This is a genomic window from Mycolicibacterium parafortuitum (assembly GCF_002086815.1).
Lineage (GTDB): Bacteria > Actinomycetota > Actinomycetes > Mycobacteriales > Mycobacteriaceae > Mycobacterium > Mycobacterium parafortuitum.
Window position 1 is genome coordinate 208,152 of record NZ_MVID01000001.1, and the last position, 16,556, is coordinate 224,707.

Below are 16,556 nucleotides of genomic sequence, written 5' to 3' on the forward strand. Positions count from 1 at the left end.
GCGCGCTGAGCGAATGCTCAGCAATCTGAGGACGCGAGCCGCGTCCCCGGTGTAGCTTCCGCTGCATGCCCCTGGAGCTGGCCTCGTTCTTCCGGACGACGTTGCCGCTCGATCTCACCAAGCTCGACGCGGTCGATGACGGCCGCTACCACTCACTTTGGCTGCCCGACCACCTCGTGAGCTTCTGGCCGGACTCGATCTGGACACCCGAGTTCACCGACCTCGCCGCGGTCTCACCGTCACCGCATCGCTACCTGGACACCGTCGCGCTCGCCGGTGCCGTCGCGGCCCGCACCACCCGCGTCCGGCTCGCCACCAGCGTCCTCGACACGGTTCGCCGCCACCCGGTGATGCTGGCCCAGTCGGCGCTGACCCTGAGCCACCTCTCCGACGGCCGCTTCATCCTGGGTCTCGGCGCCGGTGAACGTGAGAACCTGGCCCCGTACGGCTTCGACGATCAGCGGACGGTGAGCCGCTTCGCCGAGGCGCTGCGGCTCATCCGGCTGCTCTGGAGTGCCGACGGACCGATCGACTTCACCGGACAGTTCTTCACCCTGGAGCGCGCCCGCCTGGACACCGATCTCCACCCCACCGGTCAGCCGCCGATCTGGATCGGCGCCAACGGCCCGCGCATGCTGCGTCTGGTCGGCGAGTACGGCGATGGGTGGTGGCCGACGGGCAGTGCAGGGCCCGAGACCTACGCGCGCCAGTTGGCCTGCATCCGGGAAGCGGCCGAGCAGGCCGGCCGCGATCCGGACGCGATCACCCCGGCCAAGATGGTGGTCTGCCTGATCGGCGAACCCGATGAACTGCGCGAGATCCTGCGGCGCCCGCTGGTGAAATCACTGGTGCTGCAATTGACCGCCGACGCTTTGGCCGCCGCCGGCCACCGCCATCCGATGGGCGAGCACTGGCGCGGTATCCAGGACATCGACCCGCGCGTGCTGACCCGCGACCGATTGCTGCGGCTCTTCGACCAGGTCGACCCGGCCGCGATCCTGTCCGTCGTCCCGCACGGAACGCCTGCGCACGTGGCCTCGCAGATCGCCGCATTCGGGGAGGCCGGGGCCCGCGTCGTATCGGTGCTCGACTACAGCGGGATGGCCGGGCAGGCCTACGCCGCCGACTCGGCACGCAAGGTCCGCGAGGTCGAGGCGCACCTGACAGGAAGTGCCGCATGACAATTCTGGATGCCGACGTCCTGATCGCCGACGCGCGGGAATCCACCGGGCTCACCGATTTCGGCGACGACACCCTTGCGGGCCGGGTCGGGCTGGTCGTCGACCGGGTGAACAGCGCCGGACTCGGCGACACCGGCGTTCGGGCCGCCGCGGACACGGCGTGCGGACTGCTGGCGAATCGCCTGCGGTTCATCGCCGACCGCGACCGCCTTCCGCTCGCCGAAGAACGGATCACCGCACCGCTTTTCGCCACCGGTGAGCCGCGGTCGGGGACGACGCTGCTGCACGCGCTGCTCGCCGAGGACGAGGACTCCCGCGCGCTGCGGTTCTGGGAGGTGATGTACCCGTCGCCGCCACCCGGTCCTGCCGCCGCCGACGACCCGCGCCGGGCGCAAGCCGACGCCGACTGGCGAGAGATCCTCGATCGCATTCCGCCGTGGATCGTCAGCCACCCGTACAACGATCTGCTCGGCGCAGGACTGCCCGAGTGTGAACGCACCTGGGCATTCGACTTCCGCGCGATGAACCCGAGCGCGTGGTGGCGAGTTCCCATGAAAATCCAGAACTTTCCGCAGGATCATCACGCGCAGTACACCCTGCACCGCATGATGCTGCAGCACATCCAGTACACCCGTGCGCCGAAGCGGTGGGTACTCAAGGGATTCCACGGGCGTCGGCTGCGGGCGTTGTTCGACATCTACCCCGACGCCCGCATCGTGTGGGTACACCGCGACCCGGTGCAGGTGCTCGCGTCGCAGATCGTCGCGTTCGGGCAGATCAATGAAAGCCTGGCCGGAACGCTGGACTGGACTAAGTACGCCAAGGACACGATCGAGGGGTCGCGAGCCAATTTCCATGCCTACCTGACCGACCCGCTCGTCGACGATCCGCGCATCCACCACATCCGCTACCGGGACTTCGTCGCCGATCCGGTCGCGACGATCGGCGGTTTCTACGACTTCGCGGGAGTTCCGTTCACTGCCGCCGCGGAGAAGGCGATGCGGGACTACCTGTCGACGAACCGCGGCGATCGCTACGGCAAATTCAGCTACTCCACCGACGTGCTGCCGGTACCCGTGGAGGAGTTGCACAACGAATTCGCGCCCTACCGGCAGAGATTCGGCATCGACATCGAGACGAGGCGCTGATGGCCTTCGGGGACTGCGCGGACGACGAGACGCTGCGTGCGGCGTGGCACGAGTTCTGCGACCGGCTCAAGGCCGCCGGTGACCTCGCGTTCAAGGACACTTCGCCGGCGAATGCGTTGCAGCGCGCCGACGCGTTCCGCTACCTGACCCAGAACCTCGGTCAGGCTTACGATCTGGCGCTGGAGACCAAGAACACCCGCTACCCGATGATCCACCCGTTCTGCGGACCGGCCCGCAAACTCGGCGGCGACAACGCCGATTTCGTGTATCTGCAGGCGTGGATCGACGGGGCGTCGACCTACCGGATCACCGGCGACCGTGGCACGGCACGGTTCATCAACTTCACCGTCCAGGGTGCGCGTCCCGACAAGGACGTGTACTACGGCGCCGATCACCCGAACCTGCACGAGCCGTTCGGTGACACCCCGGAGGCGAACATCACCGGCGACGAGCTGGTCACCGAGCGCGATGGAAGCTTCGAACTCTATATCGGGGGTTCGCGGCGCGGACCGAACTGGTTGCCCACCACGGCGGATTCCCGAAAGCTGTTCATGCGCCAGGGCTTCGATTCCTGGGCGGAACGGTCGGCGCAGTTCGGCATCGAGCGCATCGACATGGACGACCCGCGTCCGGTGCCGACGCCCCACGATCTGGTCGCATCCATGCGGTGGGCCGGCGATTTCCTGACCGGGGCGATGACCGACTGGCCGGACCGTGAACTACAGATCGGTTCGCTCTACGGCGAGCCCGAGCCGAATGTGTTCCCCGGCGCGCGTTTCGCCGGTACGGCCGAACAGCGCGACGCCCGCCGCGGCCGGTTGATCGTCACGATGCCGTGGCGGCTCCCGCCGGACGAGGCGCTGATCTTCGAGTTCCCCGACGGCGGGGAGTTCTGGATGCTGACCAACATGGGCGCGTTCTGGAACAGCATGGACTACCTGTATCGCCCGGTGAGCTACACGCCGAGCCGGTCAGCCGTCAACGCCGACGGCCGGGTACGGATGGTGCTCGCGCACGACGATCCGGGCGTGCACAACTGGATCGACACGCAGCGGTTCAGCGAGGGCTACCTGACGATGCGCGTGATCGGGAGCCGGGAGCTGCCCGAGGTCAGCACCCGGGTCGTTCGGTCAGCCGAGTTGGACGCTGTGCTGCCCGCCGACACCAGGCGCGTGACGCCCGACGAGCGGGCCGCGCACCTGCACGAACGCTTCGACGCCATCCGCCGCAGATACAGGATCTGACATGGACCCGAAACTCGAGACACTCGCCGCGTCAGCCTTCGACAACGTGTACCACGTGGGCCACGTCGTCCCGGACCTGCTGTCCGCCATGGCAGCTTTGACGGGCTCCCTGCAGATCACGTGGGCGGCGCCGTTCGAGATGCGCAGCGGGTTCACCCGTCCGGACGGCTTGCTCGACGATCAGCCGGTCCGCATCGCGTTCTCGATGTCCGGCCCGCCGTACCTGGAGCTGATCGAGGTCGTCGCCGCGACCGACTCGATCTTCGCCGAACCGGGCATCCATCATGTCGGCTACTACGCGCAGCGCTGGCGCGACGACACCGCGCGGCTGCAGAGCGAGGGTTGGGAGCTGGAGCGCACGGGCTCCGGCGTCGCGTTTCTGCGCGACCCCCGCAGCGGGCTCCGCGTCGAGGTGGTGAGCTTCAGGGGCCGCGACTTTCTGACGCAGGTGCTCAGCGGTGAGATGGGACGGCAGTGCCCGTTGACCGAGCGGCCATGACCGCGCTCGCGCACACGTCCTATGGAGTCCTTCGCGGCGCCGCTGGTGAAGGCGCCGCCGTCTTTCGTGGGGTGCCGTACGCGGCGCCGCCGACCGGCGAGCGGCGTTGGCGCCCAGCACAACCTGTGTCGAACTGGAGCGGCGTGCGGGACGCGACCGCGTTCGGGCCGATCGCCCCGCAGGACATCGCGCCCGTGCGGCTTGCCAAGCGGGGCCTCGCGATGGGCGAGGACTGCCTCACGCTGAACATCTGGACGCCCGCGGCCGACGACGCGCGTCGGCCGGTGCTGGTGTTCCTGCACGGCGGTGGGCAGGCGCAGGGCCACGGGTCGGCGCCGCTGCTCGACGGTGCGCGGCTGGCCTGCCGCGGCGACATCGTGGTGGTGACCGTCAACTTCCGGCTCGGTGTCTTGGGTTCGCTCTATGCGCCGGACTGGCACGGACCGGATTCCACGAATCTGGCGCTGCGCGACCAGAAGCACGCTCTGGGGTGGGTGCGCGACGAGATCGCCGCGTTCGGTGGTGACCCCGGTGCGGTCACGGTGGCGGGACAGTCGTCGGGGGCGGTCGCGATCGCGGCGTTGCTCGCCGGTGGGTGCGACCTCTTCGACCGGGCGATCCTGCAGAGCGGTGGCCTGGAGCGGGTGCGATCGCGCGAGGCGGCCTCTGCGGTGGCCGCGCAACTCGGGGCGCTGCGGTGTGGCGGTGAGCCCGGAGTCGACGAAATCCTCGCTGCGCAACGGGGTATCGACACCGGGTTCGTGCCGCCGCAGGGCCCGTTTCACCCGTGTATCGACGGCGATGTGATCGCCGAGCATCCGCTGGTGGCCGCGCGGACGCGCGCGATGCCGGCGATCCCGGTCCTCGCCGGGACGACGCGTGACGAGTGGCGGATCTTCGACGCGGCGCTGGACGAGAATGTGTTCACCGAGCAGTACGTGCGGGACCGGGCGCGGGCACTAGCCGGGGACGCGTGCGACGTCGACGCGGTGGTGACGGCGTACCGGGCGGGTCAGCAGACGTTGCGCGATGTCGCGAGTGCGATGGTCACCGACTACCACTTCACGGCGCCGACCGAGCAGTTCGTTCGCGCGCACGCCTCGCGTGACAATCCGGTGTTCCGTTACGAGCTGCAATGGCCCTCTCCGCGAATGGGATTCGGGGCCTGCCACGATTCGTGCCTGGCCCTGGTGTTCGGCAATCTGGAGGCGGCGCCCGCGCTGGCCGGTGCCGACGCGGCGGCGCGCCGGATGTCGGATGCCGTGCAGTCGCGGTGGCTGGAGTTCATCCGTGGGGGAGAACCCTGGGAACGCTACGACGGTGTCGGCGGTCCCACCATGCTGCTCGGCGCCGACAGCGCAGCCGTCCGCGACTACCGCGTTGAGCAACTCGCCCTGTGGGAGAATCGGTACCCCGCGTACGGTTGACCGTCGGACGTCAGGCCGCGTGGTCTTCGGGTGGTGCGGGGCCGCCGGGTTCGCCGGGGCTCGTATCGCGGTCCTCGGGTTCGGCTGCCGGACTGCTGTTTTCGGGTTCCTCGGGTGGCCGGAGTAGCCGTTCGGGGCGGTGGTAGGTGTTGACGCGGGCCTGGCCAGTGTCGAGGTGTTCGGGTGGGATCCATTCGACCTCGCCGCGGGTGTTCATCTGGGTGGTCCAGGCGGTGGGGTCGTTGTTGTTGACGCTGCGGTTGTCGGGTGGGCAGGCCAGGCCGAGGTCGTTGATGTTGGTGTTTCCGCCGCGGGCCCAGTCGTTGACGACGTGGTGGACCTGGGTGCCGTAGGCGCCGACGGGGCAGCATGGTTTGGTGCAGCCGCCGTCGCGGGCGATCAACATGATGCGTTGTTCTGGGGTGGCGATGCGTTTGGTGCGGAACAGATCCAGCGCCGACCCGGTGGCCTTGTCGAACACCGCCAGGTAGTGGTTGGCGTGTCCGGCCATCCGGATGACGTCTTTGATGGGCATCCTGGTGCCGCCGCCGGTGGTGCCGACCCCGGCGCGGGATTCGAGGTCTTGGAGGGTGGTGCGGATGATGATCGACACCGGCAGCCCGTTGAGTTTGCCCAGTTCGCCGCTCATCAACGCGATCCGCCCGACGGCGATCAGCGCGTCATGTTGGCGCTGGGCCAGGCTGCGGTCATCGCGGTCGATCTGGGCCTGTGACGGCGTGCCGCTGGTGCAGGGTTGTGGGTCGGCGGGGTTGCACATGCCTGGGGCGGCGTATTTGGCGAAGATCGCTTCCCAGACTGCGCGGGCTTCCGGGGTGAGGTGTCCGGTGATCGCGCTCATCGCATCGATGCCTTGGTTACCGAGCGAGACCCCGCGGCGGCGGGCACGTTCGGCGTCATCGGGTTCGGGGCCGTCCTGATCCAACAGAAACAAGGTCAGCTCGGCGGCGTCCTTCACCTCCTTGGGCCCGACCCCGACCGCGGTGCGCACCAGATCGACCTCGAACTGCTCACGAGTCACGGCATCGACCCAGGTAGGTAGTTTGTCGACCGCTTTGCGGATCACCTCGACGTGTTCGGGGTTGATCAATCCCCGCGACTGGGCGACCGCGGTCGCGGGCAGCAGCGGCGGCAGCGCCGGCCCGCTCACCGACGGTCGCGGCGCCAACACCGCAGCCTCGGTCAGCCGTCGGTTGGCTTCACTTGCGGAGATGCGCCACCGGATCCGCAGCACGTCTTTCCACGATTTCGCGCCCATCTCCCGGGCGGTGGTTTCGGTCTGCAACCGCGCCAACAACCGATGACCCAACCCGGGCAGCTGACACCCCAGGGCTTCGAGCTCGTCCATCACCTCGACGAGCTCATCGCGGGTCAGCAGGTCCAGATCGCAGCCGGCGACGGTGTCGAAGGCGGCGCGCAGCGCGCCGACCGCGTCCTGCAACTCCGCCCTCGCCATGCTTCGAACATACGTGCGACCACTGACAAATCCGGGCCCGAAACTCGCCAACAAGTTCAGACTCGACGCCGATCAGCGCCCAAACGTCACGCCCGTCCACCCAGATGCTTGGCGAAGAAGCGGGAGACCGCCTCCCACATCTCGACGACGTTCTCCGTGTTCACCGCACCGTGGCCCTCGTCGGCCTGCACCAGGTAGTCCACCTCGACGCCTCGCTCCCGCAACGCGTTCACCAGGTTGTCGGATTCCGCCTGGACGACGCGGACATCGTTGGCGCCCTGGATCACCATCAGCGGCGTGCGGATCCGGTCCACCATGGTGATCGGGGAGCGGGCCATCATGTCGGCGAGCTGCTCGGGGTCGTCGGGGTCTCCGACGTACGCATGCCAGTTGTTCGCCAGCTGCGGTCGAGCTATCGGCGGCAGCGTCCGCATGAAGTTCGCCAGATTCGAGATACCGACGTAATCCACTGCGGCGGCGAAGACATCGGGTGTGAACGTCACGCCGACCAGCGCGGCGTACCCGCCGTACGACCCGCCCAGGATCGCGACCCGGTCCGGGTCGGCATACCCCTGGTCGACTGCCCACTGCACGCCGTCGATCAGGTCGTCGTGCATCTTGCGGGCGAACTCGCCGATCGCCGCTTTCAGGAACGCCTTTCCGAACCCTGTCGACCCGCGAAAGTTGACCTGTAGCACCGCATAACCCCGGTTTGCCAACACCTGGACATGCGCGTCGAAGCCCCAGCTGTCGCGGAACCACGGACCGCCGTGCACGACGAGAACCAGCGGAAGCCCCTTCGGTTCCACCCCGAGGGGCAACGTCAGATACGACTGCAGCGCCAGACCGTCGCGCGCGGTGATCGTCACCGGGTGCATCGGCGCCAGGTGTTCGGGATCGATGTGCGGCAGCGGCCGATACAGCAACCGGCTCTCCCCGCTGCGGTGGTCGTACAGGTACGTCACACCGGGTTCGCGGTCGTGGTTGAACCCGACGATCCAGCGTTCGCCAGCCTCGTCCGACGACAGCATGCCGATGTCTCCGTCGGACAGCTTCCGCAGTTCGGCCAGGATGTCGCCGAACCGGGGATCGAGCGCCCGGATCTCCTGGCGCTCACCGTAATAGCGCACGGCCAGCAACTCGCCGGTGCGGCGGTCCTGGATCAACGGCGACGGGGCGACAGGGTTGACGCCTGCGCGCGGATCGACGTCGAACGTCGGGTGGCTGTCGACCTCGGTCTCTTCTCCGGTGGTCAGGTCCACATGAACCAATCGGGTCCGGTCGGAATCCCGATTGGATCCGATCCACACGCCGGTGCCGTCAGGCGTGATCACCATCGGATGGATGCCGACGGGGTAGTCGCTGCCATCGAATCGCGCGATCGGGCGCAGCGTCTCGGTGGCGACGTCCCACCGCGACAGCTCCAGGGCGCCGTCGGGCGCCAGCGCGGTCGCGAACACCTGTCCGTCGTCGGATGACAGCCAGTTGTTGACGTGGCCCGGATTCTTCGCGATCAGCGTGAGATACCCGGTGGCGACGTCGAGTTCGTAGATGTCCAGCAGTGTGACGTCGCGGGTGTTGAGCATCACCGTGGTCCTGCCTTGCTTGATCTCCCGCACGGGGAAGGCCATCGCGCCCGGGAACGGGGTGAGGTCGACGGCAGGCGCGTCGGGATCGTCGAGGTCGACGCGGTGGATGTGCCAGTTCTCGTCCCCGTTGGTGTCCTGCAGATAGATCAGCCACCGGGGATCGTCGGTCCACTCGAAGTGCAGGATGCTGCGGTTGCTGTCGTCGGTGACGCGCCGAGCGCCGGGCGACCCGGGATCGAGGTCCTCCACCCAGACGTTGAGACGCCCTTCCGACGGGCTCAGAAACGCGATCCGGGTGCCGTCCGGAGAGATCTTCGCGGCCGCGCGCGTCGGCGGGCGGAACAGATCCTCGACGGGGATCAAAGGGGGCAGTGTCATATCGGATGCCATGTCGGTCCTTCCGTGGTGCGGGCAGAGTTCATCGCACCGCCAGTCGCGGGGACTCGCAGTGGGATCGGTTGTCGGGCTTGTTATCTCACGGTGTGACTGGTCCGCCCAGCCGGCCGTTGGTGGCATCGCGTATCGCGCGGTCGACCAACGCGAGTGCCTCCTGCTGGGTGATCTTCTCTTTCTCGACGATCGCGCGGCGCCCGACGTCCTCGTCGACCACCCGAAACGCCGCGGTGACCGCCGCGGCGCACAGGCGCGCGGTGAGGTCGTCGTCGGCCAGTCGCAGGCGCTTGGCGACGACGGGCACGAAGGCTCGCTCCATCTCGTCGTGCACCATCAGGTACGCGGACCGCAGGGCCGGCTCGGTCGTCGACAGGGTGGCGATGCGCAATGCGGCGATCTCGTCGGCGATCTCCTGTTCGGTCAGCGGATTTCGCGCCATGTCGTCGGCCATGTGTTCGGCCAGGGAGAGGTCGTCCGGCCAGCGCTCGGCAAGCGCGATGAAGCGGCTCGCCGAGCGCGCCAGCACCGGTTCGACGCAACTTTCCTTGCAGCGGAAGTACCGCCATATCGTCCTGGTCGACAGACCCGCCGCCGCGGCGATGTCGTCACCGGTCGTCGCCGCGACACCCTTGTCCCAGAACAGTTCACAGGCATGACGCGACACCCGCAGGCGCGCCTGTGCCTGCTTGTCGTCCGCCGTGTCTGTCATCGTCGTCATGACGCCTCCGTACCTCCTGTCACTTAGTGACAGAACCACAGTGTCACTAAGTGACATCGCGGTCAAGCGGCCCTGGTCAGCGGCCCGCGTTTCCCGCCGATCTCGCCGGGTACCTGAGCGCGATGACCACTGCGACAGACAAGGACACCGTCACCGCGAAGATGCCCAGCGTTGCGCCGGGGCTGCTACTCGGCCTCGGGTTTGGTGGATTCATCGACGGCATCGTGATGCACGAGATCCTGCAGTGGCATCACATGGTCAGTCACGTCGACGAATATCCGACCGACACCGTCGCCGGCCTGGAGGTCAACGTCCTCGCCGACGGCTTCTTCCACGCCGTGACATGGCTTCTCGTCTGGGCGGGCACCATCACCACCCTGGTGTCTTGGCGACGTGGCCGCCTCGCGCCGAGTTGGTCGTTCCATATCGGCCTACTGCTCACCGGCTGGGGGATCTTCAACGTCGTGGAGGGAGTGATCGACCACCACATCCTGCAGATCCACCATGTCCGCGACGACCTCGGAGGCCCGCTGGTGTGGGACATCGGTTTCCTGGTGTTCGGCGCGTTCCTGGTGGCCGGCGGTTGGTTACTTCATAAGCGTGGTGCGCGCGCCATGGTCGCGGTCCCGGCCGACGCCGGGCCATAGTCCTGCGCCACCCGCGGTTCCGGTTCGTCGAAACACTGACGGTGTGACTGCGCCTTCCGGTGCTCGAACCTCCGGAACTCGGCGATGCGCTGGACCTCGCGGCCGACATCCCGGCGCAGTGTGCGCATCAGTGTGCGCCGGTCCACGCGCGGGTCGCGGGCGGCGGTGCTCACCCAGCGCGCCAGCCGCGCGGGCGTGAACACCTCTGTGGCAGACCGTTTGCGCGAGAACACATCCAGGATCTCCGTCGGGCCCCCGGGGCGTGACGCGAACCACCGGTACGCGACGTCCTCGATCGGTGACACGGTGTCGTCGCGGCCAAGGCCGTTGGCCCACTGGTACATCGGGAGGCACTGCCGGTCGCGGTCGTCCTCCCATGCCGCCAATGCCGAGTCGAGCGCGTGCTCGTCGTCGAGATACGGCGCGGCGGCCTCTCCGAGAAGTCGGCCGAATCGCAACGCGTCCCGGATTCCCTGCGCGGTCACGGGGTCCTTGAAGTGGCCGGCGTCCCCGGCCAGCGCCCACCCCGGACCGTGCGAATGCCGGAAGTACGACGGGTGCGATACCGACGTCCGGATCTTGCTCACCCGGGTGCATCCCCGCAGTCGTGCGCCGAATGCGGGAATGCGGTCGATCGTCGCGTCGAAGGCGGCCTCGGCGCCCGCGCGGAATTCGGCGGCCCTGCGCACCGGCGGCATCAACAGGGCGATCAACTGCCCACCGTCGCAGGGGAATACCGTGACCAGGTCGTCATCGGCGCGCCACTGCATCGCCACGTGCCGCTGGTCGAGATGGGTGTCCTCGTAGTACGCGTAGGCCATCATCCGCTGGTTCTGCCAGCTGTGGTGCTCGGTGGTGCCGACGAGGCGGGCAATGGTGGATCGCCGTCCGTCGGCTCCGATCACCAGCTTCGCCCGGATTTCTCCGGTCCCGCCGTCGCGGCCCGCGAATCGCACCCCGGTGACGCGGCCGGACGGTGCGGTGAGCAGGCCGGTGACCCTGACGCGCTCCCGGACCTCGGCGCCGGCCTCGCGCGCGGTTTCCACCAGCGCCAGATCCAGGCCCGGACGGCGCACGCAGCTCCCGGCGGCGATGCCGTCGTATGCGCTGTAGTCACCGACGACCTCCACGCCCGGCGAGCCCAGCCCGCCGCGGGTGTGCAGCGGGGGATCGAGCGCGAGGACGCGGTGCCGGGCGCCGAGCCGTTCAAGTTCGGCCCAGTGCGGAGGAAAGAACAGGTGGGTCGACAGGGTGTCGGACGGAAACGCCGCGCTGTCGAGCGCGACGACTGTGCGGCCGCGACGGGCCAGGGCGATCGCTGCGGCCGAGCCGGCGCATCTGCTGCCGACGACCACGACATCGACGTGTTCGGACATGGGGCAAAGTTTGACACCGGTGCCACGTTTTTAGAAGCCGATTCATAAAATGAACGAACATCAAAAACTGTGGCGTCCTATCCTTGGGCGATGTCCACCGGTGACGACTCTGTGCAGCGGCATCCGCGGGTCGACCGGCGCCGCGCCCGGACCCGCGCCGCGATCCTCGACGCCGCAGAGATCGTCTTCACCCGCGACGGCTACGACGGGGCGCGCATCGAATCGATCGCCGAGACGGCCGACATCTCGGTCGGCTCGATCTACATCCACTTCGGCGGTAAGCGCGACGTGTACCTGCACCTCGTGGAGCGGTCGCTGCAGCTGTTCGCCGAATACATGGCCCGCAGTGAGGATCCCGCACTCAGCCCGCTGCAGCGTGTCCTCGCCGGCGGCGACGCGTACCTCCAGTTCCACCTCGACCACCCCGGCGCGTTCGACTTCCTGGCGATGCGCAACGACGCCGGCTCCGCGAAGAGTGCGGAGATCGAGTCCCGCATCCAGGAGCGCGTCGGAGAACTGCTGTCCCGCTTCGCCTCCCATGTGCAGGCTGCCGTCGAGGCGGGGGAGGCCCGCCCGGTCGACGCGATGCGGCTGACCCGCTACCTGTGGGGTGCGTGGAACGGGGTGATCGCGTTGCGGCACCAGCCCGACGGACTGCGCGCCTCGGACGCGGAGATCGAGGATGCGCTCGAGCTCGCGCGATGGCTGTTGCGTGAAGGTTTGGCGACCGCGGCACTGCGCGACGCCGACGGTGAGGTCGGTGACCGTGTGCCACTGCCGCGGATCGCCCGGCCGAACCGGGATGCGGGCGGCTGACGCCGCGGCGCGCCGCCGGTGACAGTCCTCAGTCCAGGTTCGCCAGTGCCCGGCGGGCGGCTTCGAGCTCGGCCTCCAATGCGGCGACCTTGGCCGCCTGCTGGGCACGCGCTTCCTCGATGACGGCGTCGATCGGGGTGGCGAGGTCTTCGTGCAGTTCGGCGGCGGCCCTGGATACCGCGGCCGCCGCGACCGCGAGGTTGCGGACCAGGTGGGTGCTGCCCTGTTTGAGGTCGGCACGCCATTCGCCGTCGGCGGTACCGCTGACCGTGAGTGTCAGCTCGAGGGTCCTGGTCCTCTTGCCCGCCGAGCGTTTGGCGGGAGCCTTCGTAGCCGTATCGTCAACGACCGTCAGGGTGTCTACTGTCATCTCTGTCGGGCCTCCTCTCCATCCCGTCCGCCGAATGCGGACAGTCCACGAAGTAGAACACACGTTCGACTGCGGGATCAACGTCCGCCGTGCGCCGGAGTGGCTTAAACCTAACGAGATAAGGTAATCGTGGGCGGGGCCGTCGGCTGGTGACGGCGTCTGGTCTACTGGTAGCCGTGCGCACCTCGGCACCGATCGCGAAGGGTGACAAGCTATGACGCAGATCATCGACACCGGCCGGCTGTTCATCGGTGGGACGTTCCGCGACGCCGGGCAGACGGTCCCGGTGATCGAGGCCGCGACGGGCGAGGTGCTCGCCGACGGACCCAGTGCGACGATCGCCGACATCGACGACGCCGTGGCGTCCGCCCGGGGTGAGGGTGCGGCCCAGTGGCGCGCCGCCTCGGTCGACGAGAGGGCCGACGGGCTGAAGCGGTTCGCCGCCGCGCTGCGGGCCCGCGGACAGGACACCGCGACGCTGGTGAGCCGCGAGAACGGCATGCCGATCAGCCTGTCGCGCGCCGTGAACGGTGCGTTTCCGGCGGTGCTCGTCAACTACTACGCCAAACTGATCAGGGGCTGGCAGGCCGAAGAGGTGCGTCCCGCCCTGATCGGCCACACCATCGTGCGCCGCGAACCGATCGGCGTCGTCGCCGCGATCACTCCGTGGAACTATCCACAGGCCCTGGCTGTCATGAAGATCGCGCCGGCACTCGCCGCCGGATGTTCGGTGGTGCTCAAGGCATCCCCGGAAACCGCGCTGGACGCGCTGGTGTTCGCCGACGCAGCCGCCGAGGCAGGCCTGCCCGCGGGCGTGCTCAACGTGGTACCCGGTGATGCCGCCGCCGGGGCGCACCTGGTGACGCACCCGGGCGTCGACAAGGTCGCGTTCACCGGGTCGACCAACGCCGGCCGGGTGATCGGCGCCGAATGCGGCCGGCTCATCCGTCCCGTCACCCTGGAGCTCGGCGGCAAGAGTGCGGCGGTGATCCTCGACGACGCCGACCTCGGCGCGACCATCGAAGGCCTGCGCGCGGCGTCCTTCGTCAACAACGGGCAGACCTGCCACCTCAGCTCCCGGATCTTGGTGCCGACCTCCCGGTACGCCGAATTCGTCTCGGCGATCGGCGAACTGGCCGACAGCCTGACGGTCGGGGACCCGCTCGACGACAAAACCGAGATCGGACCGCTGGTCAGCGAGCGTCAGCGTGAGCGGGTGCTCGACTACATCCAGATCGGCCGGGACTCCGGTGCCCGGCTCGTCGCCGGCGGATCGGTGCCCGCAGACCTGGCCCGCGGGTGGTTCGTCGCGCCGACGGTGTTCGCCGACGTCGACAACAACGACCGGCTGGCGCAGGAGGAGATCTTCGGACCGGTCATCACCATCACCCCCTACGAGGACGAGGCCGACGCGGTGCGGTTGGCCAACGACACGGAGTTCGGGCTGGCCGGCACCGTCTGGTCGCAGGATCCGGCGCGGGCCACCGAGATCGCCCGCGCGATGCACACCGGATCAGTGGGCGTGAACCACTATCAACTCGACATCCAATCGCCTTTCGGCGGAGTGAAATCCAGCGGTCTCGGGCGCGAGCTCGGCCCCGAGGGCCTCGACGCGTACCTGATCACCAAGTCCGTCTACCGAGCCGACCCGATTCCGGAATAGCCGGTGGACGTGACCGAAGTGACAGGCGGGGCCCGAAACCTGAGCGAACTCGCCGACCAGAGTCCCTGGTACGCCGAGGATCTCGCGGTCGGCGACTGGATGGATGTCGGCAGCGTGCGCGTCGAGCTCGACGAGATCACCGAGTTCGCCGCCAAATACGATCCGTTGCCGATCCATCTGGACGCGACGGACTCCCCGTTCGGGCAGGTGATCGCCAGCGGCATCCACACGATGGCGCTGTTCTCCGGCATGGCGTCGCGCACGTTCATTCCCCGGCTCGCGCTCGTGGCGGGCAAGGGGATGGACCGGATGCGGCTGCCCGCGCCGGTCTATCCGGGCTCGACGCTGACGGGACGGGTCGAGATCACCGGCATCACGATGCGCGAGCGCCGCGCGGATCTGCTGCACCGGTCCACGCTGGTCGACCAGAACGACACCGTCGTCCTGAGTTTCGACGGCGTCGTCGTGATCTCGCGGCGAACCCGCTAACGCACCTTGTCGAACCGCGACGCCAGATCGCGGTACTCCGTGCGGATCGTCGGCTTGTCGAGCTTGCCGCTGGGCAGCCGCGGCAATGGGCTGTCGCGCAGCACGACATAGCGCGGCACCTTGTAGTCCGACAGCTGCGTCTCGCAATGCGCGATCACGGTCGACTCGTCCAACGTGGCGTCCGCCGGGGTGATGATCGCCGCCGGGGTCTCACCCCAGCGCTCGTCGGCGACGGCGATCACCGCGACCTCGGCGACCCCTGCCAGGGTGCCGATCACGCCCTCGAGTTCGACCGGCGAGATGTTGATCCCGCCCGAGATGATCAGATCCTTCTTGCGGTCGACGAACTTGACCCGGCCCTCGGCGTCTGTGACACCGAGATCGCCGCTGTGCAACCAGCCGTCGTGGATGGCCTGGGCGGTCGCGGCGGGATCATTCCAGTAGCCGGGGGTCACCAGCGGGCCGCGCACGACGATCTCGCCCAGCTCGCCGGGGCCGGCCAGTGTCCCGTCGTCGTTCATCACCCGGACCTCGGTGAAGATCGAACCGCTGCCACAGGAGTCCGGATGTTCCAGGGCTTCGGATTTCAGCGTCGCGGTCGCGACCCCGCCGGCCTCTGTCATCCCATAGATCTGGCGCAGCAGAACACCTTTGGCCGCCCAGCGGTGCAGCAGGTCGACCGGCACCGCGGCGCCGCCGACGATCGCCGTCTGCAGCGAGCTGAGGTCTGCGGTGTCGAACTCCGTTGCGCGAGACATGGCTTCGAAGATCAGCGGCACGCCGAACACCGTCTGGACGCCGTACTTCTCGATCAAGGTGACCGCGCGGGACGGGTTCAGCTCGGGCTCGACGATCAGCGAACCACCCAGGATCGTCGTCATCAGGACGCCGTACACCAGCCCCGGCGTGAAAGCCAAAGGCAACACCAGCAACGAGACGGCCCCGGGCCGGAACCCGTCTTCGATCAGCGTGTTCTCCAGCACGATGTTCAACAACGTCTGCGTCGTCAGGATCACGCCCTTGGACAGGCCGGTGGAACCGCTGGTGAAGATCACCGCGATCGGTTCGTCGGCCGCGCGGTCGATGTGGAAGTCGTCCGGGTCGCCGGCACGCAGACTGTCGACGACGGCGAAGCCCAGAACCGCGAAAGGCGCCCCGAGCCCGGCCGCGCGTTCGGCCGACTCCCGGAAGTCGGGGTGGGCGAGCACGACGGTGATGCCTGCATCGTCGGCGACCTTGCGGATCTCGGCGGGCTTGAGCCGGGAATTCAACGGCACCAGTACCGCCCCCGCCTTGATGACCGCCAGCGCTGCCGCGGGCCACTGGATCGCGTTCGGCGACAGCACGCCGACCCGGTCTCCGGGCCCGACGCCGCCATCGGCCAATCGGCGCGCCAGCCGGCTCGACCAAGCGGCGAGCTCGCGATAGGTCGTCACATCGTCGACGACCCGCACCGCCGGCTCGTCACCCTTGGTGCGTGCCCACCAGGTCAGCGCGGACCCCACGGTGGCGGCCATGTTCC

15 protein-coding genes are annotated in these 16,556 nt (G+C 68.4%); 9 read left to right on the top strand and 6 right to left on the bottom strand.

Translation table 11 applies throughout. The features are described 5' to 3' along the window. Window positions 1-65: 65 nt before the first annotated feature. Genes BST38_RS00960 through BST38_RS00980 form a run of 5 tightly spaced genes read left to right on the top strand, consistent with a single transcriptional unit; the run spans window position 66 to window position 5,499 of the window. Complete coding sequence (locus BST38_RS00960) at window positions 66-1,181, top strand: LLM class flavin-dependent oxidoreductase (RefSeq protein ID WP_083141365.1); 1,116 nt, start codon at window positions 66-68, stop codon at window positions 1,179-1,181. Next, a complete protein-coding gene (locus tag BST38_RS00965) occupies window positions 1,178-2,329 on the top strand; it encodes a sulfotransferase family protein (RefSeq protein WP_083141366.1) in 1,152 nt (383 codons plus the stop codon). Before BST38_RS00960 ends, BST38_RS00965 begins: the two co-directional genes overlap by 4 nt. Next, entirely contained in the window at window positions 2,329-3,573 is a 1,245-nt protein-coding gene (locus BST38_RS00970) for a DUF1214 domain-containing protein (RefSeq protein ID WP_083141367.1), read from the top strand. Before BST38_RS00965 ends, BST38_RS00970 begins: the two co-directional genes overlap by 1 nt. 1 nt (window position 3,574) lies before the next feature. Then, window positions 3,575-4,072 carry a VOC family protein gene (locus BST38_RS00975; protein WP_083141368.1) on the top strand — a complete coding sequence of 166 codons (498 nt, stop codon included), beginning with the start codon at window positions 3,575-3,577 and terminating at the stop codon, window positions 4,070-4,072. Continuing rightward, window positions 4,069-5,499, top strand: a complete 1,431-nt coding sequence (locus BST38_RS00980) for a carboxylesterase/lipase family protein (protein WP_083141369.1) — start codon at window positions 4,069-4,071, stop codon at window positions 5,497-5,499. The genes BST38_RS00975 and BST38_RS00980 overlap by 4 nt, the downstream gene beginning before the upstream one ends. A gap of 10 nt (window positions 5,500-5,509) precedes the next feature. On the opposite strand, the gene BST38_RS00985 is transcribed toward BST38_RS00980, so the two are convergent. From BST38_RS00985 to BST38_RS00995, 3 genes are all read right to left on the bottom strand, one after another. After that, complete coding sequence (locus BST38_RS00985; RefSeq protein ID WP_083141370.1) at window positions 5,510-6,973, bottom strand: HNH endonuclease signature motif containing protein; 1,464 nt, start codon at window positions 6,971-6,973, stop codon at window positions 5,510-5,512. A gap of 86 nt (window positions 6,974-7,059) precedes the next feature. Then, the gene (locus BST38_RS00990; RefSeq protein WP_083141371.1) at window positions 7,060-8,940 is read right to left on the bottom strand and encodes a S9 family peptidase; all 1,881 of its coding nucleotides are present in this window, start codon (window positions 8,938-8,940) and stop codon (window positions 7,060-7,062) included. 97 nt (window positions 8,941-9,037) lie between these two features. Beyond that, window positions 9,038-9,673 carry a TetR/AcrR family transcriptional regulator gene (locus BST38_RS00995; RefSeq protein WP_237160626.1) on the bottom strand — a complete coding sequence of 212 codons (636 nt, stop codon included), beginning with the start codon at window positions 9,671-9,673 and terminating at the stop codon, window positions 9,038-9,040. A 122-nt stretch (window positions 9,674-9,795) separates the two neighbouring features. Between BST38_RS00995 and BST38_RS01000 the strand changes: the two genes are divergently transcribed. Further along, entirely contained in the window at window positions 9,796-10,320 is a 525-nt protein-coding gene (locus BST38_RS01000; protein WP_083141372.1) for a DUF2243 domain-containing protein, read from the top strand. Here BST38_RS01000 and BST38_RS01005 read toward each other — a convergent pair. Next, complete coding sequence (locus tag BST38_RS01005) at window positions 10,266-11,696, bottom strand: NAD(P)/FAD-dependent oxidoreductase (protein WP_083141373.1); 1,431 nt, start codon at window positions 11,694-11,696, stop codon at window positions 10,266-10,268. The two genes, BST38_RS01000 and BST38_RS01005, sit on opposite strands and share 55 nt — an antisense overlap. Window positions 11,697-11,786: 90 nt before the next feature. On the opposite strand from BST38_RS01005, the gene BST38_RS01010 reads away from it, so the two are divergent. Next, the gene (locus tag BST38_RS01010) at window positions 11,787-12,512 is read left to right on the top strand and encodes a TetR/AcrR family transcriptional regulator (protein WP_083141374.1); all 726 of its coding nucleotides are present in this window, start codon (window positions 11,787-11,789) and stop codon (window positions 12,510-12,512) included. 28 nt (window positions 12,513-12,540) lie between these two features. Here BST38_RS01010 and BST38_RS01015 read toward each other — a convergent pair whose 3' ends face one another. Further along, a complete protein-coding gene (locus tag BST38_RS01015) occupies window positions 12,541-12,882 on the bottom strand; it encodes a DUF6319 family protein (protein WP_083141375.1) in 342 nt (113 codons plus the stop codon). 214 nt (window positions 12,883-13,096) lie between these two features. On the opposite strand from BST38_RS01015, the gene BST38_RS01020 reads away from it, so the two are divergent. Both BST38_RS01020 and BST38_RS01025 read left to right on the top strand, forming a co-directional pair. After that, complete coding sequence (locus BST38_RS01020; protein ID WP_083141376.1) at window positions 13,097-14,545, top strand: aldehyde dehydrogenase; 1,449 nt, start codon at window positions 13,097-13,099, stop codon at window positions 14,543-14,545. Between the two features lie 9 nt (window positions 14,546-14,554). Then, window positions 14,555-15,034, top strand: a complete 480-nt coding sequence (locus BST38_RS01025) for a MaoC/PaaZ C-terminal domain-containing protein (RefSeq protein ID WP_133057201.1) — start codon at window positions 14,555-14,557, stop codon at window positions 15,032-15,034. Here the strand turns inward: BST38_RS01025 and BST38_RS01030 are convergent. Continuing rightward, the gene (locus BST38_RS01030; RefSeq protein ID WP_083141378.1) at window positions 15,031-16,551 is read right to left on the bottom strand and encodes a class I adenylate-forming enzyme family protein; all 1,521 of its coding nucleotides are present in this window, start codon (window positions 16,549-16,551) and stop codon (window positions 15,031-15,033) included. The genes BST38_RS01025 and BST38_RS01030 overlap by 4 nt on opposite strands. Between the last annotated feature and the right edge of the window lie 5 nt (window positions 16,552-16,556).

What these genes read in the sequence shown, in the direction of transcription:
- BST38_RS00960 (WP_083141365.1), top strand. Translation starts at nt 66, where the DNA reads ATGCCCCTGGAGCTGGCCTCGTTCTTCCGGACGACGTTGCCGCTCGAT.
- BST38_RS00965 (WP_083141366.1), top strand. Translation starts at nt 1,178, where the DNA reads ATGACAATTCTGGATGCCGACGTCCTGATCGCCGACGCGCGGGAATCC.
- BST38_RS00970 (WP_083141367.1), top strand. Translation starts at nt 2,329, where the DNA reads ATGGCCTTCGGGGACTGCGCGGACGACGAGACGCTGCGTGCGGCGTGG.
- BST38_RS00975 (WP_083141368.1), top strand. Translation starts at nt 3,575, where the DNA reads ATGGACCCGAAACTCGAGACACTCGCCGCGTCAGCCTTCGACAACGTG.
- BST38_RS00980 (WP_083141369.1), top strand. Translation starts at nt 4,069, where the DNA reads ATGACCGCGCTCGCGCACACGTCCTATGGAGTCCTTCGCGGCGCCGCT.
- BST38_RS00985 (WP_083141370.1), bottom strand. Translation starts at nt 6,973, where the DNA reads ATGGCGAGGGCGGAGTTGCAGGACGCGGTCGGCGCGCTGCGCGCCGCC.
- BST38_RS00990 (WP_083141371.1), bottom strand. Translation starts at nt 8,940, where the DNA reads ATGACACTGCCCCCTTTGATCCCCGTCGAGGATCTGTTCCGCCCGCCG.
- BST38_RS00995 (WP_237160626.1), bottom strand. Translation starts at nt 9,673, where the DNA reads ATGACGACGATGACAGACACGGCGGACGACAAGCAGGCACAGGCGCGC.
- BST38_RS01000 (WP_083141372.1), top strand. Translation starts at nt 9,796, where the DNA reads ATGACCACTGCGACAGACAAGGACACCGTCACCGCGAAGATGCCCAGC.
- BST38_RS01005 (WP_083141373.1), bottom strand. Translation starts at nt 11,696, where the DNA reads ATGTCCGAACACGTCGATGTCGTGGTCGTCGGCAGCAGATGCGCCGGC.
- BST38_RS01010 (WP_083141374.1), top strand. Translation starts at nt 11,787, where the DNA reads ATGTCCACCGGTGACGACTCTGTGCAGCGGCATCCGCGGGTCGACCGG.
- BST38_RS01015 (WP_083141375.1), bottom strand. Translation starts at nt 12,882, where the DNA reads ATGACAGTAGACACCCTGACGGTCGTTGACGATACGGCTACGAAGGCT.
- BST38_RS01020 (WP_083141376.1), top strand. Translation starts at nt 13,097, where the DNA reads ATGACGCAGATCATCGACACCGGCCGGCTGTTCATCGGTGGGACGTTC.
- BST38_RS01030 (WP_083141378.1), bottom strand. Translation starts at nt 16,551, where the DNA reads ATGGCCGCCACCGTGGGGTCCGCGCTGACCTGGTGGGCACGCACCAAG.